At 67.1% G+C, this 19,221-nt stretch carries 20 protein-coding genes, 1 tRNA gene and 1 riboswitch; of the genes, 12 read left to right on the top strand and 9 right to left on the bottom strand.

All coding sequences use genetic code 11. The annotated features are described in order from the left end of the window. Position 1 precedes the first annotated feature (1 nt). Entirely contained in the window at positions 2-625 is a 624-nt protein-coding gene (gene hxlA, locus QSK05_RS35190) for a 3-hexulose-6-phosphate synthase (RefSeq protein WP_285601748.1), read from the top strand. Here the strand turns inward: hxlA and QSK05_RS35185 are convergent. Then, entirely contained in the window at positions 568-2,886 is a 2,319-nt protein-coding gene (locus QSK05_RS35185) for an exo-beta-d-1,3/1,6-glucosidase (protein WP_285601747.1), read from the bottom strand. The two genes, hxlA and QSK05_RS35185, sit on opposite strands and share 58 nt — an antisense overlap. Before the next feature lie 193 nt (positions 2,887-3,079). Here QSK05_RS35185 and QSK05_RS35180 point away from each other — a divergent pair, with 193 nt between their 5' ends. Genes QSK05_RS35180 through QSK05_RS35170 form a run of 3 tightly spaced genes read left to right on the top strand, consistent with a single transcriptional unit; the run spans position 3,080 to position 5,542 of the window. Further along, positions 3,080-3,613 carry an ArsR/SmtB family transcription factor gene (locus QSK05_RS35180; protein ID WP_285601746.1) on the top strand — a complete coding sequence of 178 codons (534 nt, stop codon included), beginning with the start codon at positions 3,080-3,082 and terminating at the stop codon, positions 3,611-3,613. Next, positions 3,610-4,857 carry an MFS transporter gene (locus QSK05_RS35175; RefSeq protein WP_285601745.1) on the top strand — a complete coding sequence of 416 codons (1,248 nt, stop codon included), beginning with the start codon at positions 3,610-3,612 and terminating at the stop codon, positions 4,855-4,857. The genes QSK05_RS35180 and QSK05_RS35175 overlap by 4 nt, the downstream gene beginning before the upstream one ends. 34 nt (positions 4,858-4,891) lie before the next feature. After that, positions 4,892-5,542: a dihydrofolate reductase family protein gene (locus QSK05_RS35170; protein WP_285601744.1), complete on the top strand. Its 651-nt coding sequence runs from the start codon at positions 4,892-4,894 to the stop codon at positions 5,540-5,542. Positions 5,543-5,580: 38 nt separating this feature from the next. On the opposite strand, the gene QSK05_RS35165 is transcribed toward QSK05_RS35170, so the two are convergent. Beyond that, positions 5,581-6,162: a hypothetical protein gene (locus QSK05_RS35165; protein ID WP_285601743.1), complete on the bottom strand. Its 582-nt coding sequence runs from the start codon at positions 6,160-6,162 to the stop codon at positions 5,581-5,583. 299 nt (positions 6,163-6,461) lie between these two features. Between QSK05_RS35165 and QSK05_RS35160 the strand changes: the two genes are divergently transcribed. Further along, a complete protein-coding gene (locus QSK05_RS35160; protein WP_285601742.1) occupies positions 6,462-6,890 on the top strand; it encodes an ankyrin repeat domain-containing protein in 429 nt (142 codons plus the stop codon). Between the two features lie 14 nt (positions 6,891-6,904). Here QSK05_RS35160 and QSK05_RS35155 read toward each other — a convergent pair whose 3' ends face one another. After that, positions 6,905-7,237 (bottom strand): alpha/beta fold hydrolase, encoded by a 333-nt coding sequence (locus tag QSK05_RS35155; RefSeq protein WP_285601741.1) that lies wholly within the window; start codon positions 7,235-7,237, stop codon positions 6,905-6,907. Continuing rightward, positions 7,234-7,638: an alpha/beta fold hydrolase gene (locus QSK05_RS35150; protein ID WP_285601740.1), complete on the bottom strand. Its 405-nt coding sequence runs from the start codon at positions 7,636-7,638 to the stop codon at positions 7,234-7,236. The genes QSK05_RS35155 and QSK05_RS35150 overlap by 4 nt, the downstream gene beginning before the upstream one ends. 203 nt (positions 7,639-7,841) lie before the next feature. Here QSK05_RS35150 and QSK05_RS35145 point away from each other — a divergent pair, with 203 nt between their 5' ends. From QSK05_RS35145 to QSK05_RS35135, 3 genes are all read left to right on the top strand, one after another. Beyond that, a complete protein-coding gene (locus QSK05_RS35145) occupies positions 7,842-9,116 on the top strand; it encodes a serine hydrolase domain-containing protein (RefSeq protein ID WP_285601739.1) in 1,275 nt (424 codons plus the stop codon). Positions 9,117-9,207: 91 nt separating this feature from the next. Then, positions 9,208-9,861: an alpha/beta fold hydrolase gene (locus QSK05_RS35140; protein WP_285601738.1), complete on the top strand. Its 654-nt coding sequence runs from the start codon at positions 9,208-9,210 to the stop codon at positions 9,859-9,861. 97 nt (positions 9,862-9,958) lie between these two features. Beyond that, positions 9,959-10,046, top strand: a riboswitch (cyclic di-GMP riboswitch). 10 nt (positions 10,047-10,056) lie between these two features. Then, positions 10,057-10,533, top strand: coding sequence for a hypothetical protein (locus tag QSK05_RS35135; RefSeq protein WP_285601737.1), 477 nt, complete (start codon positions 10,057-10,059; stop codon positions 10,531-10,533). 12 nt (positions 10,534-10,545) lie between these two features. Here the strand turns inward: QSK05_RS35135 and QSK05_RS35130 are convergent, their stop codons facing one another. The 3 genes from QSK05_RS35130 to QSK05_RS35120 form a co-directional block, all read right to left on the bottom strand. Continuing rightward, entirely contained in the window at positions 10,546-10,953 is a 408-nt protein-coding gene (locus QSK05_RS35130; RefSeq protein WP_285601736.1) for a hypothetical protein, read from the bottom strand. A gap of 166 nt (positions 10,954-11,119) precedes the next feature. Next, a complete protein-coding gene (locus tag QSK05_RS35125) occupies positions 11,120-12,211 on the bottom strand; it encodes a sensor histidine kinase (RefSeq protein ID WP_285601735.1) in 1,092 nt (363 codons plus the stop codon). Then, positions 12,208-12,879, bottom strand: coding sequence for a response regulator transcription factor (locus tag QSK05_RS35120; RefSeq protein WP_285601734.1), 672 nt, complete (start codon positions 12,877-12,879; stop codon positions 12,208-12,210). The genes QSK05_RS35125 and QSK05_RS35120 overlap by 4 nt, the downstream gene beginning before the upstream one ends. 86 nt (positions 12,880-12,965) lie before the next feature. Here QSK05_RS35120 and QSK05_RS35115 point away from each other — a divergent pair, with 86 nt between their 5' ends. From QSK05_RS35115 to QSK05_RS35100, 4 genes are all read left to right on the top strand, one after another. After that, positions 12,966-13,508, top strand: a complete 543-nt coding sequence (locus tag QSK05_RS35115) for a M15 family metallopeptidase (RefSeq protein WP_285601733.1) — start codon at positions 12,966-12,968, stop codon at positions 13,506-13,508. 581 nt (positions 13,509-14,089) lie between these two features. Then, positions 14,090-14,174: transfer RNA gene (locus QSK05_RS35110), tRNA-Leu, on the top strand. Positions 14,175-14,266: 92 nt separating this feature from the next. Continuing rightward, on the top strand, positions 14,267-14,779 hold the full coding sequence (locus QSK05_RS35105; RefSeq protein WP_285601732.1) for a hypothetical protein: 513 nt from the start codon (positions 14,267-14,269) through the stop codon (positions 14,777-14,779). Further along, positions 14,776-15,870 (top strand): tyrosine-type recombinase/integrase, encoded by a 1,095-nt coding sequence (locus tag QSK05_RS35100; RefSeq protein WP_285601731.1) that lies wholly within the window; start codon positions 14,776-14,778, stop codon positions 15,868-15,870. The genes QSK05_RS35105 and QSK05_RS35100 overlap by 4 nt, the downstream gene beginning before the upstream one ends. A gap of 59 nt (positions 15,871-15,929) precedes the next feature. On the opposite strand, the gene QSK05_RS35095 is transcribed toward QSK05_RS35100, so the two are convergent. Next, on the bottom strand, positions 15,930-17,000 hold the full coding sequence (locus QSK05_RS35095) for a tyrosine-type recombinase/integrase (RefSeq protein WP_502879878.1): 1,071 nt from the start codon (positions 16,998-17,000) through the stop codon (positions 15,930-15,932). Positions 17,001-17,910: 910 nt separating this feature from the next. Continuing rightward, the gene (locus tag QSK05_RS35090) at positions 17,911-19,005 is read right to left on the bottom strand and encodes a DUF4238 domain-containing protein (protein ID WP_285601729.1); all 1,095 of its coding nucleotides are present in this window, start codon (positions 19,003-19,005) and stop codon (positions 17,911-17,913) included. Positions 19,006-19,221: the final 216 nt, after the last annotated feature.

The raw sequence follows: 19,221 nt of genomic DNA, 5'->3' as shown, positions 1-19,221 counted from the left end.
CATGAAGCTGCAGTTCGCCATGGACACGCTCACCACCGACGCCGCTCTCGAGCTGGCCGCCGCGGCCGCCCCGCACGTCGACATCCTGGAGCTCGGCACGCCGCTCATCAAGAGCGCCGGGCTCTGCGCCATCACCGCGGTGAAGGCGGCGCACCCCGACAAGGTGGTGTTCGCCGACCTCAAGACGATGGACGCCGGTGAGCTCGAGGCCGACATCGCCTTCACCGCCGGCGCCGACCTCGTCACCGTTCTCGGTGTGGCCGGTGACAGCACGATTGCGGGGGCGGTGAAGGCGGCGCGCAAGCACGGCAAGGGCATCGTCGTCGACCTCATCGGTGTGCGTGACAAGGCCGCCCGCGCCCAGGAGGTCGTCGCCCTCGGTGCCGAGTTCGTCGAGATGCACGCCGGTCTCGACGAGCAGGCCGAGGAGGGCTACAGCCTCGACGCGCTGCTGGACGCGGGCAAGACCTCGGGCGTCCCGTTCTCCGTCGCCGGTGGCGTGAGCGTCACGACCATCGCCGCCGTGCAGGACTCGGGCGCCCAGGTCGCCGTCGCCGGTGGTGCGATCTACGGCGCCCCCGACGTGTCGGCAGCCGCTGCCGCGTTGCGCGCCGCGATCCGCTGAATATCGAACGGGCAGCGCAGGAGATCCTGATCCCGGGAGCTGGGTCCGACCAGTAGCTCGAAGGCGCCCGGCTCGACCACCCGGCGGCCGGAGGCATCGACGATCGAGCACTGCGCCGCCGGGAGCGTGAGCTCCACCTCGAGCGACTGCCCGGGGTCGACATCCACCTGGGTGAAGGCCTTGAGCTCGCGCTGGGCCCAGGTCACCGACGTGACCAGGTCGCTGACGTACACCTGAACGGTTTCCCGGGCCGGGCGCTCTCCCCGGTTCGTCAGGGTGACGAAGGCAGTCACGTCGTCATCGGGGGAGACCTGGTCACGGGGGATCCGCAGGCCGGAGTACTCGATCCGGGTGTAGCTCAGCCCTTCTCCGAACGCGAACAACGGTTCCTGGGTCAGATCGGCGTAGCGGTTGCCGTGCTGGCCCCGGATCTGGTTGTAGTACACGGGAAGTTGCCCGGCGTGGCGGGCGAACGTGATCGGGAGCCGGCCGGTGGGCTCGATCATCCCGAGCACCAGTTCGGCGATCGCCGTGCCACCTTCCATCCCGGGGTTGAAGGCCTCGATGATCGCGGCCGCCCCGAGGAAAGATTCCGGCAGGGTGGAGGGCTTGCCCTGCACCAGCACGATCACGACCGGCTTGCCGGTGGTGAGAAGCCTTTCCACGAGGGCAATCTGACCCCCTTGTAGATCGAGGGTCGCGGTGGATCGCCCCTCGCCGGTCAGGGCGACGGTGTCGCCCACCACCGCGATCACGTAGTCGGCTTCCGCGGCGGCCTCCTGCGCGTCGTCCAGCAGCGCGGGATCGGCCGGGGCGGCGACGAACAACGGCGGACGCGGCTGGCCGTCGGGGAACGTCGGCCCCTCGGGGTCGGGTCGCAGGTCGCCGATGTCGGCACCCCGGCGGTGCATCACGGTCCAGCTCGCCGGGACGGTGCGCCGGAAACCGTCCAGGACGGTGCTGGTGTCTTCGCGCGGGTGGCCGTCCGGCATCCAGTCGACCTGCCCGGAGGCGCCGGCCCAGTCGCCGAGCTGGGCGTGCACGTCGTCGGCGTTGGGACCGACCACCAGCACGGTGCGAGCGGTCGCGGCGCTGGTGTCCAGCGGGAGCGTGCCGTCGTTGCGCAGCAGCACCAGGCTGCGGCGGGTGAGCTCGCGGTTGAGGGCGCGGTGCTCGGCGCTGCCGATGACCTCTTCCTGGCGGGTGCGGTCGGGCAGCCGGGGATCCTCGAACAGTCCCAGCTCGAACTTCAGCGTGAGGATCCGGCGCACGGCCGCGTCGATCGCGGCCTCGTCCAGGGTTCCGTCGGCCACGGCCTCCTGGGCCGCGGTGAAGAACTGCGGGGTGGTCATCACCAGGTCGTTGCCGGCGTCGACGGCGATCGCCGCGGCCTGCTGGTCGCTCTCGCAGACCCGCTGCTCCCAGACCATCCGCCCGACGTTGTCCCAGTCGGTGACCAGGGTTCCGGTGAAACCCCATTCGCCCTTGAGCACGTCGTCGAGCAGCCACTTGTTCGCCGTGACCGGCACCCCGTCGATGGCCTGGTAGCCGAGCATGAAGGTGCGGCAACCCGCCCGCGCGGCCTTCTCGAACGGCGGCAGGAACCAGGAGCGCAGCCTGCGGGGCGACATGTCGGCCTCGCTGGCGTCGCGGCCGCCCTGGGTCTCGGAGTACCCGGCGAAGTGCTTGGCCGTGGCCAGCACGGCGGTCGGGTCGTCCAGGCCGGTGCCCTGGTAGCCGCGGACCATGGCGACCCCGAGCTCCCCGATCAGGTGCGGGTCCTCGCCGAACGTCTCGTCCACCCGTCCCCACCGCAGGTCGCGGGCGATGCACAGCACCGGCGAGAAGGTCCAGTGCAGGCCCGTCGCGGCGATCTCCAGAGCCGTGGCCCGCGCCGAGGCCTCGACCAGATCGACGTCCCAGCTGCAGGCCATGCCGAGCTGGGTCGGGAAGATCGTCGCTCCCGGCCAGAACGAGTGCCCGTGGATGCAGTCGTCGGCCATCAGCAGTGGAATCTGCAGGCGCGTGGCCAGGACCAGTTCCCGGGCCTCGAGCATGCGCTGCGGGGAGGCGTGCAGCAGCGACCCGGCGAGCTTGCCCCGGACCGCCTCGTCCAGGTCCGAGCCGGCGTCCAGCTGGAGCATCTGGCCCACCTTCTCGGCCAGGGTCATCCGTTCGAGCAGGTCCTCGACCCGGGCGCCGATCGGTGCGCTGGGGTCGAGATAGGTCTGCGTGCCGGTCAGAGACTCGTGCGTCGTCATCGACGGACCCTTTCTGGTGCGGATCTGGTGCGGATCTGGTGCGGATTCGCTGCGGATTGCGGTGCGGATGCTGCGGTTGACCGGATTTCACACCGTAGCGAATCGTCGGCGGCCGCCCGCGCGCAGGCGATGCGGGATCTCTACCCCCAAAGGATCGTTTGACGGTCGCGGTCCCCGGTGCGACGCTGCGGTGGTGTCTTCCCTCGACGAGCTCCGGGCGACTGCCCACCCCATCCGCCTGCGCCTGCTGTCCCTGCTCACCGGAACCGCCATGAGCGCGGCCGAGGCGGGCCGTGAACTGCAGTTGTCGCAGGCCAGCGCCAGCTACCACCTGCGGGTGCTCGAGCGGGCCGGCCTGATCCGGGTCGTGGAGGTGGTGCGGCTGCGGGGCGGGGAGGCCAAGCGGTACCGGCACGAGTCCTCGGCCCGGCCCTTCGACCCGCAGCGTGCCCAGAGCGCCGAGCCGGTGAACGTGACGGCCGAGGAACACGCCCAGTACGTGGGGGCCATGGCCGAGGAACTCCACCGTCGTGCGGCTCTGCGGAACGAGGGACCGCAGATGTACACCGATGCCGAACTCTGGGTCGACCCCCAGACCTGGCGCCGCGTCGTCGCCCTCGTCGGGGAGGCCTCGGCCCTGCTGCACGCCCAGGCCCAGGCACCCCGGACCCCGAGAACGTCCCCGGTGTCGATGACCGCGGCCCTGTTCCCCGTGCGGCGCCCGTGACCGGCACCGTCCTGGCCACCCCGCGCCGGAGCCCGTTGCAGTACGCCTCGTTCCGGTGGCTCCTGGCCGCCCGCACCACGAGCATCCTCGGCAACGCGGTCGCACCCATCGCCCTGGCCTTCGCCGTGCTCGACCTGACCGGCTCGGCGACCGACCTCGGGCTGGTCGTGGCCTCCCGCTCGATCGCGAACGTGGCCGTGCTCCTGCTCGGCGGCGTCATCGCCGACCGCCTGCCCCGTCACGTCGTCCTGGTCGGCACCTCCCTGGCCGCGGCCGCCACGCAGGCAGCCGTGGCCGCCCTCGTCCTCACCGGATCGGCGACCATCCCCGGACTCGTCCTGCTCAGCGTCGCCAACGGCGCGGTCGCCGCCGTCAGCCTGCCCGCCGCCGCGGCCCTGGTGCCCGACACCGTGCCCGCCGACCTGCTCCGTCCCGCGAACGCGCTGCTGCGTCTGGGCCTGAACGCCTCGGGCATCCTCGGCGCCTCGGTCGGCGCCGGCGTGGTGGGCGTGCTCGGACCCGGTTGGGGCCTGACCCTGGACGCCGCCGGTTTCGCGCTCGCAGGAGTCCTTTTCGCCATGATGTCCGTGCCGAGGGCCCCGGCCCGCGATACGGCTGCCGCATCGGTCGTGAGTGACCTGCGCGAGGGGTGGCGCGAGTTCTCGGGCCGCCGCTGGGTATGGGTCGTCGTGGCCCAGTTCACCTTGCTCAATGCCGCTTTCGTCGGAGCCACCACCGTGCTGGGCCCGATCGTGGCCGATGCGACGTTCGGGCGCACGGGCTGGGGCCTGGTGGTCGCCGCCCAGACCGTCGGCCTGGCCCTCGGCGCCGTCATCGCCCTGAGGTGGCGACCGCGCCACGCTCTGGGCATCGGGGTGGCGCTCATGGCCGTCACGGCCGTTCCGGTTGCCGCGCTCGCCGTGGCCCCGGCCCTGCCCACCCTGATCCTGGCGTTCGCGGTCGGCGGCGTGGCTCTGGAGATCTTCGCCATCGCCTGGGACCAGTCCCTGCAGACCCATGTCCCCCGCGATGCCCTGTCGCGGGTCTACTCCTACGACATGGTCGGCTCGTTCGTCGCAGTTCCCGTGGGGGAGGCGCTGGTCGGGCCGCTGGCCCACATTTTCGGCACCGGAACGGTTCTGGGGGGTTGCGCGGTGATCATCGTGGGGGCGTCACTGGCCGCCGTCGGTGTTCGCGACGTGCGTCGTCTCCAGGTGCCGGTGATCGGCGGGACTTCTCCCTAGAGTGAACCGTGCCGGACTCATTCAGGGGGTATTCGTGTCGCAGGTTCGCGTCCACAACTTCACCGTCTCGCTCGACGGTTTCTCCGCCGGGGAGGGACAGAGCCTGGAGAGTCCCTTCGGCCACGCTCAGGGCCGGCTGATGGAATGGTTCATGGGCACCCGCACCTTCCGTGCGATGCACGGGGAGAACGACGGCAGCAACGGGGTCGACGAGGCGTTCGCCGGTCGCTGGGGGCCGGGCATCGGAGCCGAGATCATGGGCCGCAACAAGTTCGGCCCTCAGCGCGGCCCGTGGGAGAACGAGGACTGGAAGGGCTGGTGGGGCGACGACCCGGTGTTCCATACCCCGGTCTTCGTGCTCACCCACCATCCTCGGCCGTCGATCGAGATGAAGGGCGGCACGACCTTCCACTTCATCGACGCCGATCCGGCGCAGGCGCTGGCGCGGGCGAAGGAGGCCGCCGGTGGCCTCGACGTGCGCATCGGTGGAGGCCCGGCAACGGTGCGGCAGTTCCTCGCCGCTGATCTGATCGACCATCTGCACGTCGTGCTGGTGCCGATCATTCTCGGCCGGGGCGAACGGCTCTGGGAAGGACTCGAATCCCTGGAGGAACGTTTCTCCGTGGAATCGGTCTCCTCGCCCAGTGGTGTCACCCACCTGACTTTCACCCGCCGCCGCGGGTGAGGTGATGCGTCCTCAATTCTTGCCCCGTAGCACGGGCATCAGTTGCTGGAGGCGGTCCAGGTGAAGCCGACGCCTGCGGTCTTGTTCTGCGCGGCGTCCACGTCCTGGAGCGTGTAGGTGAACCGGTAGCGCTTGGAGTCGCCGTTGGCGGCGCTGTTCCAGCCGATCGTGGCGCCCGGCGCGGTGAGCGCCGCGACCTTGGTCTGGAGGTTGGTTGAACTGGCCGCGATCTCGCTGTTGGCGGTGGCGGCGGCACAGGTGCCGGTGGTCGAGACGTCTTCGATCTTGAAGGTCAGGTACGGCGCCAGATCGTTCGCACCGGCCGCGGCGCTGGTGTAGGCCGCGGAGAGATGCACGGTCGAGGGCAGGCTACCGGTGTAGTTGACGGTGATGCAGTTGGTGTCCGTGGAGCCGGGCTTCAGAGCCGTGGCGGTGAACAGCGACGTACCGCCGTCGTTGTCACCGATCGTCACGCTGCCGGAGGCGAAGGTGTTGGCGGTGTTGCCGGTGGAGGAGGTGAAGGCCGCGTAGGACGTGTGCCAGACCAGCAGTCCGCTGAGCAGCAGGCCCGACGTGAGGGCTGCCGGAACCGCGATACGTCGGCGAGTTGCTGCGTGCAAGGTCTGGACCTCCAGATCGGGCCGGCTCCGGGTGGGGCCGGTTTGCTTCCTGTGACGCCGTTCCCATCGTCCGCCGGCCCGCGAAGTTGACGCAGAGTGTTGCTTCGGTGACCGCGTCTACCCGTCCGGAGTAATCCAGCCCTCTTCGGCAGCGGACCGTGACGCCCCAATGCCTGGCAAGGCGGGGCACAACGGTGAAAGAGGGCTCGGCCGAACGAGGAGCCGTTTCTGCTGGCCGATCCGTGCACAGTGGCTACCGTGAGTCTCCGGACGAGACGACATGCGACGAAAGGCCGAACATGACCCCGGCTGCCGAACACGGCGCGCAGACCCTGACCCCGGCCGAGCTGGAGTTCCTGCAGCAGACGTTCGACCTGGCCCGGGAGGGCGAGACCGAGGTGCTGGGCCGGCGGATCGACGCTGGGGTGCCCGTCAACCTCACCAACTCCGCGGGCGACACCTTGCTCATCCTCGCGGCCTACCACCAGCACGCAGCGGCCGTCGACCTCTTGCTCGCCCGGGGCGCCGACACCACCAGAATCAATGACCGGGGCCAGACCGCTCTCGGCGCAGCCGTTTTCCGCCAGTCGGAGCCGATCGTGCGGGCCCTGCTGGACGCCGGCGCCGATCCCGGCCTAGGCACTCCCTCAGCCGTCGAGATCGCCCAGTTCTTCCACCTGGACGAAATGGCCGGCCTGCTGACGGCTCCTCCCACGACAGCCGGCTGACCCGCGCTCGTCCGTTACCTCGTCCCCTGCAGGAAACGGTTGATCACCGCCGTGATCAGGTCAGGGCACTCGCGGATCAGCAGGTGACCGGCGCCGGGCACGATGCACAGCTGGGCGCCGGGAATGCTGCGGGCGATCACGGCCGTGTGCTCGAGGGCCACCATGTCGCGGTCGCCGGCCATCACCAGCGTGGGAGCGGTGACGCTGCCCAGCGAGTGAGCAGGGATCCGCGGCTCGTCCTTCCACAGCTCGACCAGCTTGTTGACGACCGTGTCCGCGTGGGCGAGGCCGTCGGGGGACAGGCGCGCGTACTCCTCCCGCAGCTGGGCGTGCTGCTGCTCGCTCATGGAGTGGGCGGCCTCCTCGTCGGACACGAATCCGGACGGTCGAGGTTCGCGCTGATCGACACCAGCGACGCCACCCGGTCGGGGTGGTCGCGGGCCAGGAGCAGGCCGGCGATCGCCCCGTCGCTGAAGCCCACGACGTGGGCCCGGGCCACACCCATCGCGTTCAGGTAGGCCAGCGTGTGCTCGACCATGGCGGTGTAGGAGAACGGTCCGTCCGCGTCCGCGGTACGCCCGTGACCAGGACGTTCCGGGCCGTGCACCTGGAAACCCAGCGCCAGCGCGTCGTGCACCTCCCGCATCACCTCGAGCGAGGAGAACCCACCGTGCAGGAGCACGAGGGGTTCACCCGTGCCCGCGACCTCGTGGTAGGTCGGGCCGTCGGGGAGTTCGAGGTAGGGCATGTGGGTCCTCAGCGGGGGATTAGGGGTCGGCAGTCCCGGCAGTCTAGGTACGGCGCGACGAAAGCTTCCTCCGGAAACACTCGGCCCGAGCGGTGCAGCGTCCGTGCGGCGTGGGATGCGCGTTGAGCGGCGCTTTTCGGCGAGGATGCTCGCACCTGGCCGCCTCGTCAGCCCCGTCCCGTTGCGAAGGAGAGCCGAACTCGATGGTGCGTTCACGCGTCCTCAATCGTCGTCGTTCTACCGTTGTGGGGCTGGCGGCGCTGCTCGCCGGGGTGGCTCTCACCGGTGGGCCGGCCAGTGCGGCTCCCGCGACCCGGACGGGCGAGCTCCAGCGCACGGCACAGGGGGTGGTGGACGCGGGTGCGGTCGGGTATCTGGTGCGGGTGAACGACGGTGATCGCGTGCGCACCGCTACCGCGGGCCTGGCCGATCGCGACACGGGGCGCCGGCTCAAGAACAAGGACCAGTACGAGGCGGGCAGCCAGACCAAGACTTTCGTCGCCGTGCTGGTGCTGCAGCTGGTGGCCGAGCGCAAGGTCGCGCTGGATGCACCGATCGAGAAGTACCTGCCCGGGGTCGTGCCCAACGGCGCGGACATCACGGTGCGCATGCTGCTCCAGCACACCAGCGGTTTGTTCAACTACACCGAGGATGCAGGCCTGATCAGTCAGGCACTCACCCAGCCGTACACCCCGATCGCCGTGGAAGACATCCTCAAGGCGGCCTTTTCGCACCCGCCGAACTTCGCGCCGGGCACCGACTGGTCCTACTCCAACACCGGGTACATCGTGCTGGGGGAGCTGCTGACGAAGGTCACCGGCCAGCCCGTGACCCAGCTCGTCGACCGGCGCATCACCCGGCCGCTGCATCTGCGCGACACCTACTTCGCCGACCCGTTCCCGGGCACCATCGGCCCCGGCTACGCGCACGGGTACATCGCCGACCTCAGCGTCGATCCGCCGGAGTACGTCGACACCGCCGGATGGACGCTCAGCTGGGCGGGTTCGGCGGGGGCGATCGTCTCGACGACCCGCGACCTGAGCACCTTCTACTCGTCGCTGCTGGCGGGGAAGGTGTTGCCGAAGGCGCAGCTGGCGCAGATGCAGAAGACCAAGGACGATATCGAGGAGTTCGGCGGTTTCGGCGGCTACGGACTGGGGCTGTACTGGATGGAGACACCCTGCGGCCGGGTCTGGGGTCATGACGGCGCCACCTTGGGTAATTCCAGCACCACGTTCACCACGGCCGATGGTGGGCGGACGTATGCCACCGACACCACCACCCGGCTCTACGCCGCTGACCCGGCCGACCCGCGGTTGGAGACGTTTGCCTTCGCGTACAGCGAGGCTCAGGTGACCGCGATGTGTGGGATGTTCGGCCAAGAGGTTCCCTCTGCCGTTGCGAAGGTGAAGGCTTCGGTCTGGCCGCAGCGGATCAGTGAGGTGGGGCCGCTGGGGTTCACCTCCGGCGGGTGGTGAGCCCACATTCGACTTACGGTGAGCCATGGCATCGGATCGCACGGCCAGGTATGGCACCTCGGGTACGGCGTCTGGGGCTTCTGAGCTGAGCGTGCTGCTGGTGCACGGCATCGGAGTCTCCGGGCGCTACTACGCCTCGCTGGCTGAGCATCTGGGGTCGACGCATCGGGTCGTGATCCCGGATCTGCCGGGGTTCGGCGACAGTGGACGGCCGCGTCCGGCGCTGAGCATCACGGAGCAGGCAGTGGCTCTGGAAGCTGTGCTGGAGAGCTCGGGGCTGCTGCGGCCGGTGCTGGTCGGTCATTCGATGGGTGCGCAGGTGGTGACCGAGCTAGCGGTGCGCAATCCGGGCCTGGCCCGGGCGGTGATTCTCATCGGGCCGGTGGTGGATCCGGCCGCGGACACTGCTTTTCAACAAGGCTGGCGTCTGGCTCTCGACATCATGGGGGAGCCGCTGCGGCTCAATGCCACGGTTTTGTGGGACTACTTGCGTGGGGGACCGCGGTCGTTCTTCGGCACGTTGCGCCACATGCTCGACTATCCGCTGGAGGAGCGGCTGGGGCAGGTTGTTGCGCCGGTCGTGCTGATGCGGGGGAGTCACGACCCGATTGCTTCCTCGGCTTTCCTGCAGCGTCTGGCTGGGTCTGTGGGCGGGGCTGAGGTGGTGGAGGTGCCGGAGGCCGGGCATATTGCCATGGCTGTTCGGCCGGAGCTGGTGGCTGGGGTTTGCCAGAGGTTCGGGTGAGGGTTGGCGGCCCAGCGAGCCCTAACCCGGGTGGCGGGTATGCCCCGGCGGGCTGTGGGCCGCAGCATGGGAACTGTTGAACGCGCAAAGAGCGCGGGTCTGGACCAGGCAAACCCGGTGCGAACCGGGGACGCAAAGCCCAGGGACCTCTCCCCGTCCGAGGGGGAGGTGGCCCGGTTACCGAAGGACTGATGCATGAACCACCGTTCCGCCGCCCTGGCTCTGACCGTGGCCCTGGTACTGCCCGTGGCCGGGGGTACCGCAGCCTCGGCAGCGGCCCTGCCCCGGGCGACGACAACGAAGGTTCACCCGGGCGACGACTCCAAGGTCACCAAGCCGGTGAAGCCGGTCAAGGCGAAGACTGTGGTGTACAAGGGAAAGTTGAGTGCGGTGGACCCGGCAGCGGGGACGATCACCGTCGCCGTCCGTGGTGGACGTGACAAGAAGGTGCGCAACACGTCCCTGGTCCTGAACGTGCCGGACAGCGTCAAGATCACCCGCAACGGCGTAGGCGTCACCCTGGCCCAGCTTCAGACCGGCGATCACATCAACGTCCGGACCCGGCAGAGCGCAGAAGCCACTATCGTGACCCGGATCGCAGCCGAGGGCAAGGAATCCGAGCCCGAGATCGAACCCACCACCCCCACACCTGAGCCCACCCCGGCGGCCTGACCGCTCCTCACCTCAAGGGCTCTTGCACCAGGCAACGACCCGTTTGATCAGCTCACCACTGTCGAAGTCGACCTCGGTGTAGGCGCTGGTGGGCGTCTTGAATGTTGCCGCCAATGGCCACGGGCCCTCCATCCAGACCACGTATTCCTCCGTGTCGTTCGTGAACACGACCGAACGACCGTCGGCCAGATCGATGGTCCAGTAGAAGGCATATTCCTCCAGGTCCTGGAACGCCCTGACAGCTTCCCGATCGATACCGGCCATCAGAACCTTGTCGACGAAGCCGTGTAGGTCGTTCTTTGGATGCGTGATGGTCCGTTTCACCTCCATCGCGGTTGGCGGCACGGACAAGGCCCTGCCCGCGTAGACGCGTAGGCCGGTAGAGACGGCGGCTTGCAACAAGCGCTCTGGATCTTCCATACCTCATGCTGCCACAGGCCCGATGCTCATTGTCCTGGTTTGAAACGGCTGATGGACTTATCGCCCTGAAGGACTTATCGCCCTGAAGGGCACAGTCTGGAAAGACTGTTTCCCGCCTCGCTCCACATCGGAGCATCAGGGCTTCCAGAGGTCTGATGCTGATCGGCTAGAAGATCACCGACACGTCCAGCCCACCTTCCGGCCTCGGGTCGATCATCAGCCGAGCCTCATGAGCCTGGGCAATGGACGCAACGATCGCCAGCCCGAGCCCGCTGCCCGCGGCCCTACCCATTGATCGCACGCGTCCTCCGGCTCGTACGAACGGCTCGGTGAGGGTGGCGGCGATTTCGGGTGTCACCTGCGGGCCGGTGTTGGCCACCACCATCCGGGGGCGGCCCGCCTCCAGATCAACCTCTACCTGGATCCAGCCACCCGACGGCAGATTGTGAAGCATCGCGTTGCGTATCAGATTGGCTGCCAGCTGAACCAGAAGGGAACGGTTGCCGACTACCTCGGCCGGCCCCATACGTCCCACCTTGACCCGAACATCAGCGTCGGTGCAGGACTCATGGGCGAGTTCCAGTGCTTCTTCGACGATCTCCGCGAGGTGGCAGCGCTCGCGGGTGATGTCGCCGTGCTCGACCCGGGCCAGCAGGAGCAGTGCTTCCACCGTGGCGATGGAACGTTCGTTCATCTCGTTCAGGCGTCCCAGAAGTTTTACCACGTCGACGTTCTGGGGTGCGGAGCTCGCGACCTGAAGCATCGTGCGCATGACGGTCTGCGGGGTGCGGAGCTCGTGCGAGACATTGGCAGTGAAGCGTTTCTGCTGCTCGAACGAGGTCTCCAGCTGGACCAGCATCTGGTCGAAGGTGTCGGCCAGCTGGCGCAGTTCGTCGTCGCGTCCGCGGAGGGCGATGCGATGGGAGAGCGAACCTTGAGACGCTTGGTGCGCGGCTGCGGCGATCGCCTCCAGGGGACGCAACATCCGGCCGGCCAGGATCCAGCCTCCCAGCAACCCGATGAACGCGAGAAAGCCGATCCCGCAGGCGAACAACGGCCGTGCGACGTTGATCAGGTCGCCTCGGTTGGGGACGAAGACGCTGTCCGGACCGACTTGCGTGAGGTTCTCGTCAGGCAGGTAGCGCAGGACCAGCAGCATGACGCCGAACAGGGCGATGCCTGCGAAGGTCAGGAATCCCGCGTAGCTGAGGGTGAGTTTCAGGCGGATACTAATGCCGGGCCGACGTTTTCCGTTCATGCGTCCGATCCCCGGCCGAAGCGGTAGCCGACTCCGGGCAGGGTGTGGATCAACTGTGGTTCGCCCAGGCGTTTGCGCAGCGAGGAGATGGTGATGCGCACGGCGTTGGTGAACGGGTCGGTGTTCTCGTCCCAGGCGCGTTCCAGTAGTTGTTCCGCGCTCACCACGCCGCCTTTCGCGCCGATCAGCACATTCAGCACGGCGAACTGCTTGCGGGTGAGCGAGATGTACCGTCCGTCGCGGAACACCTCACGACGGAATACGTCGAGCCGCACGCCCTCGTCCTCGAGCACCGGGGGCAGACCCTGGCTCGGGCGCCGCGCCAAAGCGCGGACCCGAAGCATGAGTTCGCGGATCTCGAACGGCTTGGTCAAGTAGTCGTCGGCGCCCAGACCGAAACCGCTGGCCTTGTCGTCGAGCAGGCCGGCCGCGGTGAGCATGATGATCCGGGTGCCGCTGTGTTGTTTCGCCATCTGGCGGGCGACCTCGTCGCCGTGCACCACCGGCAGGTCGCGGTCGAGCACGACGACGTCGTACTCGTTGATCTCCAGCAACTCCAGGGCTACCGCGCCGTCCAGAGCGATGTCAGCGGCGATCGCTTCCAGCCGTAATCCGTCCCGCAGCGCCTCGGCCAGGTAGGGCTCGTCCTCGACGATCAGCACACGCATGCAGTCACCCTAGGCGGCCCGGTGTATCGCCCGTGTATGCGAAAACGCAGACGTCCCGGCAACACCCACCCGGCTTATCTGGGGCCATGACCACCAAGAACCGCAACCTCGTCGGGACGATCCTGTTCCTGATCGTGGTGAGTGCCGTCGTCCTCCATCTGGGGTCCGTTGTCGAGAAGCCCATGGGGGACGTCTCTCATGACGACGGATTGGTCGGTGGCGGTCCGGTGGGGCTCTGGGACAATCAGCAGCCCACCGTGGCCAAGCTCGATCCCGCGCTGCTGACGGCGGTTCGGGAGGCATCGAAGGATGCTGAGGCCGAGGGCATCACCTTCCGGGTGACCAGCGGGTGGCGTAGTCGGGCCTACCAGCAGAAATTGCTGGACGAGGCGGTCGAGAAATACGGCAGTCCCGCCGAGGCCAGGCGCTGGGTCAGCACGCCGGAGAAGTCCCGGCACGTCGTCGGCAAGGCGATCGACATCGGCCCCACGGATGCCGCGTACTGGCTGGCGCAGCACGGCTCGCGGTACGGGCTGTGCCAGGTCTACGTCAATGAGGTCTGGCACTACGAACTGCTGACCGTCCCGGGCGGGACGTGTCCGCGCATGCTGACGGACGGTGCCTCGTGACACCACGGAGCGCGGTCCGGTGCTGGTTAAGCTGACCAAGGTGCAAGACGTCCACGCCGCGCGGCCGAAGGGCCGAACCGGCGCTGCGTCGTGGTCTGTGCGGTCGCAGAAGGTCCACCGGACGCTCTCCGGACAGGGGCTGGCAGAAGATTCGCCTCGATGTCTCGGACCCCGGCCGTGGTCGGCGGGCAGTCAGGGTCTGGGCTCTGCGTCTGTCGACCTGCTCTTCTACCGTCCGGGTGGCTCCGAGGCCGGGGACCAGGTGCTCTATCGGGCCGGCACCATCGAAGACGTGGCGACAGTGATCGAGGGGCCTCGGTGCCTCCGGTGCCTGGACGGTGGTGGCCAGCCGCGCTGGGTGGCACCACCGCCGCTGTGACTGGGTGCGCGAACCTGGTGGGTCGGCGAGGGGCGGAGTGACGATGCGCTGGTGGGCGTGCTGCTCCAGCGTTCGATCCGTGCTGCTGGGGCAGCGTCGATTCGCCCCACCTCGTCCGTCGGCGCGGGGCGTGCAACAGGCACCTCGAGCTCATGATAATGTTTTCCTCGTTCGGAGGGCAGCCCCGAAGAACAAAAAGTAAGTCCGAGTGGCGGAATGGCAGACGCGCTAGCTTGAGGTGCTAGTGCCCTTTATCGGGCGTGGGGGTTCAAGTCCCCCCTCGGACACAAAAGCGTTACATCGATGTACTGCCCAGCGGTACAGTCTTCGATCCGGATATGTCCGGTTCGGCCAGCGGGAACAGCCCTTTTCTGGGTGAGTGTTCAAGGGCCGGGCGGTGGTTCAGGTGCCTAATCTGAAACCCACCGTTCCGGCCATCAGCGGTCTTGTCCCTCCCCGTGTTGGCCAGGGCAACGCCAGCCGAATCGCCTTTGGCGGGGCAAAGGCCTTGCCCATCCCGTTGATCCCGAGCGCTGATCCTTCTCCGGATCTGGTCTACGGTTTCGCCACGCTGAGTGTCACCGGTCGCCTGGGTGAGCGAGAGATCGTTCAGCGCCTGGGATGGACTCCGGGTACCCGTATCCACATGTCCGAGCATGCCGGGCTGATCCTGGTGACCGCTGACCTACGCGGGGTGTTCCAGGTCAGCGGACAGGGATTCTTGCTGTTGCCGGCGGTGGCTCGCCGCTGGTGCCAACTGACTCCCGGGGACCGGGTCCTGTTGGTCGGTGACCTTTCAGGCGGGTGGCTCGTGATCCATCCCCCCGCATCCCTGACCACCATGACGGCAGCCGCTCATGCCCGGGTATGGGGCGGAGGCGACGACCGATGAGCGATGCTCAGCAGAATCCGGCACCAGATGCTGGTACGGCCCCATCGCTTCCTGAGCTGGAAGCCGCCCGTCTGCTCTTGGGACGCATGGGCATCCGGGTCGAGGACCTCCTGACGACGGACCCCAGCGCTGCCACTGGAGCGACGACGGCGTCCAGATCGCCGGCGCCGACGTTCGCGGCATACGTGCCGGTGGTGTCGGGAGCGGTGAGCGAGGGAACCCGGCGTGTGTACAGCACATATTGGAAGCGGTTGCTGGAGCACTGGGCCGACCGGCGCATCGATGAGCCGACGCCCTCGCAGATTCAGCAGCTCAGTGGTCAGTTGCGTACTCAGCGGGTTGTTCGCCGCAATGGCCGCGGTGGGCAATTGACCGGTGAACACTTCATTGCGGCGTTGCGCTGCTTGTACCGACACGCGATTGCCGATGGCCTGGTGACTGACAACCCGGCCTTACGGGTGGAGAAGCCGCGTCGTCCGACGTCGATGCGTCAGGCTGTTGGCGGGGATCGGTTGGCGGAGATCAATCAGATTGCCGCCAGCACCGGCAATGATCCGGTGCTGGATTCCCTGCTCATCCGCCTGCACACCGAGACCGCATGTCGGCGAGGGGGTGCTCTGGCACTTCGCGTGTGCGACCTGGACGAACAGCAATGCCTCATCCTTCTTCGCGAGAAGGGAGAAACGAGCAGGTGGCAGCCCGTCTCGCCGACCCTTATGCGGCACTTACTGGCCCACGCTCAGGAAAGAGGCGCCTCAGGGACCGGGCCATTGCTGCGTCAACGCAACGGGAACCCGATCACCCGGCGGCGTTACAACTCACTCTGGGAAAGGATCGGGCGTCATCTGCCATGGGTGGCCGCACAGGGCGTGAGCGCGCACTGGCTGCGCCACACCACCTTGACCTGGGTGGAACGCACCCACGGGTACGCCGTCGCACAGGCATACGCCGGACACACCGGCGGTCGCAGCGGCGACGGTGTCACCGCCTTATACGTCCGGGCCACCCAGCAAGAAGTAGCCACGGCCCTCGCCTCCCTGTCAGGAGAACCCCACCCCCTCGCCCACCCCCAAGCGCCGACACCTTCATGAGGTAAGGATTCACGCCAAAACCCGAGGAGGGGCCCGTCCGACGGACGGGGCCCCCTCCTCTATGACCGGGCATCGACCCCCGGTCGGGTATCTGCCAGCGGATGGGCCTGCCCGGTCATGGCGGCTAGGGCGGCCGCGATCTCGGTGGGGTCGGCGCGCACGTACGTCGCAGTGCTGCCTGCATCGCTTCGGCCTTCGTGGCCGGCGTAGCCGCGAGCGATCGCGTAGCCGAAGTTCCGCTCGACCCACGTGAGCGTCGTATGCCGTAACCAGTGAATGCTGATCTGCTGGGTACGCACCCACGGCTCGTACCGACCCACCCGCTCAAACAGGTGGTCATACCGGCGAGCAGTCACAGGCCGCTGATTGCGATACCGCAACAGCTGCCCCTCATCATCACCATCCCCACGAGCATCCCGATGCTCCTGCAACGCCGCCATCAGATCCGGCGAAACCGGCTGCCAGCGAACGGTCTCACGCTTCTCCCGCAACAAGATCAAACACTGACGCGCATCCAGATCCCGAGGCCGCAACGCCAGCGCCCCACCCCGGCGGCACGCCGTTTCCAGATGAAGACGCAAGATCAACGAATCCAGCTGCGGATCATTGCCCGTCGTCCCGGCCCGGTGCACCAGCGCCGCCAGTTGGCCATCGGGCAGGGCATGCCGGGTCGAGGCCAGCCGCTGGGGCTGACGGGCCCGCACCGAGGGATTGCGGTCCTCCCGGATCAGTTGGTCATCGACCGCGTACCGGTACAGGCAGCGTAGTGAGGCAATCAGGTGCTCCGCCGCGGACCTGCCACCGCGACTGTTGCGCCGGACCAACGCATTCGAACGGACCGACTCGGCCAGCGCTGAGATGTCGAGCGGTGTCGGCTCGTCCAGCCGTCGATCACCCCATTCCGCCCGGACTCGGTTCCAGTACGAGCCATACACTTTCCGGGTCCCCGGCGTGACCACCTCGGCGACCCGGTCGATGTACTCACTGAACGTCGGAACCACCACCGAACCAGCCACCGGGGCCAGTTCCTGGCCTGTGAGCTGATCGGCCGTGATCCCCATCCGGGACATCAGCTGCTGCAACATCAGCAGATCCGTCGCCGACGGTCCGACCATGGCACTCTCTGTCACGCTCACGCTACCCCCCACAACGCCGCAGTACCGACCGCCCTCGAAGAGTCCGGGACGAGGCGGGCCAGGACCGAAGCTGGCAGAACCCGCAAGACCTCCGCTCGTAGATCTGCCACCATCAAAAGGCGATCACCCGAACGGAATCCAGCCAGGCGCTGCGCCAGGGACAGCAAACGAAGGTGACCACTGCGCTCAATCTGCTGCCCGTGCCCCGCGCCGCCACCATCACCGTCACCGCGCGAGACCCTCACCTCGCCGGCCGCCGCAGAAACAGTGATCAGTGTTCCAGAGGCCCAACCCAATTCACGCAGACAGAACGCATCGGAGATGCGCCCTTTCGCTCCCAACGGAGACACCGCGAACGCCCACGTAGACGCCGACCCACCGCCGAGACTGACATTTGGCAGCGGAAGCCCCAGCGATCGACTCACCGGCGCAGTGTCCGCCGCTATGCCGCCTGCCATGGACAGAGACGAGGGCGCTCCCATGTCCTGGCCGTTCGCTCCCGCCAACCCCGCTCGTTCCGACACCGAAATCTCCTGAACCTGATCCGACTGAGCATCTGTCCTCGACCGAAGCGGGCTTCGAATCGAAGGCACGCAGCGATGACAACAGCCAGAAACCGCAGCGTCAACAACGCAACTCGCGTCAAGACGACCTCTCTGAGGATCCGCAGACGCATCCCGGCGAGACGCGATGAACTCCGACGAACGAACCCGCACGGCACGACCCATCAGCAGGGCCCGATCGGCTGCGAACGGCGGACTCGCGATTCATCCATTCGGAGCACCACCCGCCAGTCGTGCCTAAGAACCGCTGGCTCCTTCGCCATGACCAGCCCGGCTGCGCCATCTGTGGCGTTCAGGAGCACGCATGCCTGGAGATACCGAGCGCAGCCTGTCCAGGTTCGTTAGGCAACGGGGGGCGAGTACCCGGGGATCGGCCAGATATAGTCCGCTATCAGGCTCATTCCCGAGTTATCTCGATGCCCCGCAATCTGATCCAGGACGTCCTGTAAAGGTCGCTCGCGGTTAACATCATTTTCGGTCCGGGGGTCGGACAGGACCCGTTCCGGACGAGGCCACTCAAAGTCACGCGGGGCGAGATCGTCGTCGGTATGGAAATAGACAAATCTTTCAGCCTGCAAAACCGCCGCAAGATTATTCGCGGACGCCAACTTGGTACTAGGAGCAAGTTCCGCATCGCGGAAACGATTCCGATAAGTCTTATCGCTGGCGTCGGGGTCACGCATCTCCGAGGGGAGATCCAGCCAGAGCAGGGTGTGACGGCCAAGAGCCACTGCGATGGATGGCGCGCTGTCCAGGCCAACTTCCAGAGACTCTGGGGTGTCCCCTCTTATCAGAGTCACTGGAACGTCGCCCAGGGCCAGGGATTTACGGTCAAATCTGATGCGTCCCCAGATTCGATCGCGAATCATTAACCTCGCGGGCTCAACGTAAGCAGCGATCATGTTCAGGTGATCGTTTCCCGAAACGGTCACCTGCGGCCCAGGTGGCCCAGTGAGATCGATCCAGGCTCGCTCCACTACCTCATCCGGCACCTCTGTACCAAGACCACGCTCCATGGCGTACCGCAGGTAGGCGATACCTCCCATACCGACTTGCAGTCGCGTGACCATGGACGCGATTTGCGTCATCTGGCGACGCGCGTCGGGGCCGCGCATGTATTGCAGCGCGATCCATAGAGAAAGGGTGTCTTTTTCATGGTCGCTGAGAAGCCAGACTTGGTCATTGACGATTTTGTTGACGACCGGCGCGATCTCACCCTCAAGGTCACTGAGTCGATCTTCCCAGGCCTGTGATTGGGTACCGTCGGGAAGAACGATCGTGTAGAAATGCTTTCTCACTGTGGCGTCACCAAAGTTCACCGTCATCTGGCGACCTGTCACCACATCTAGCTGGGTCAACTGCTCCTTTTCGGAAGCAAAATTCCGCAGGTGAAACTTAGGAACCGTGTGATGGCGCCGCTTGACATTATCGCCCATGATCAAGATCGTACGGCGCACCTGCAATCGCCTCAATGCCGGGGCCATCAAGGAGCTGACCCCTCCGACAACTGCAGCGAGCAAGGTATCTCAGCCCGGATCCGCCGACCCGGTTTGAGTGGCCGAGTGCGGTCATTTCCTGATCGTGATTTCAGGTATTTCCTGGCGTGGGCGTGAGTGATGACCCGGTCTGCCCGGGTTTTCCACTTCGGTTCC

This window comes from Kineosporia sp. NBRC 101731, from assembly GCF_030269305.1.
GTDB lineage: Bacteria > Actinomycetota > Actinomycetes > Actinomycetales > Kineosporiaceae > Kineosporia.
This window is presented reverse-complemented; position numbering and strand designations above follow the sequence as displayed.

Bases quoted from the DNA above. Each gene is read 5' to 3' on its own strand.
- hxlA (WP_285601748.1), top strand. From the start codon at position 2: ATGAAGCTGCAGTTCGCCATGGACACGCTCACCACCGACGCCGCTCTC.
- QSK05_RS35185 (WP_285601747.1), bottom strand. From the start codon at position 2,886: ATGACGACGCACGAGTCTCTGACCGGCACGCAGACCTATCTCGACCCC.
- QSK05_RS35160 (WP_285601742.1), top strand. From the start codon at position 6,462: ATGACCCCGGCTGCCGAACACGGCGCGCAGACCCTGACCCCGGCCGAG.
- QSK05_RS35155 (WP_285601741.1), bottom strand. From the start codon at position 7,237: ATGAGCGAGCAGCAGCACGCCCAGCTGCGGGAGGAGTACGCGCGCCTG.
- QSK05_RS35150 (WP_285601740.1), bottom strand. From the start codon at position 7,638: ATGCCCTACCTCGAACTCCCCGACGGCCCGACCTACCACGAGGTCGCG.
- QSK05_RS35145 (WP_285601739.1), top strand. From the start codon at position 7,842: ATGGTGCGTTCACGCGTCCTCAATCGTCGTCGTTCTACCGTTGTGGGG.
- QSK05_RS35135 (WP_285601737.1), top strand. From the start codon at position 10,057: ATGAACCACCGTTCCGCCGCCCTGGCTCTGACCGTGGCCCTGGTACTG.
- QSK05_RS35130 (WP_285601736.1), bottom strand. From the start codon at position 10,953: ATGGAAGATCCAGAGCGCTTGTTGCAAGCCGCCGTCTCTACCGGCCTA.
- QSK05_RS35125 (WP_285601735.1), bottom strand. From the start codon at position 12,211: ATGAACGGAAAACGTCGGCCCGGCATTAGTATCCGCCTGAAACTCACC.
- QSK05_RS35120 (WP_285601734.1), bottom strand. From the start codon at position 12,879: ATGCGTGTGCTGATCGTCGAGGACGAGCCCTACCTGGCCGAGGCGCTG.
- QSK05_RS35115 (WP_285601733.1), top strand. From the start codon at position 12,966: ATGACCACCAAGAACCGCAACCTCGTCGGGACGATCCTGTTCCTGATC.
- QSK05_RS35100 (WP_285601731.1), top strand. From the start codon at position 14,776: ATGAGCGATGCTCAGCAGAATCCGGCACCAGATGCTGGTACGGCCCCA.
- QSK05_RS35090 (WP_285601729.1), bottom strand. From the start codon at position 19,005: ATGGGCGATAATGTCAAGCGGCGCCATCACACGGTTCCTAAGTTTCAC.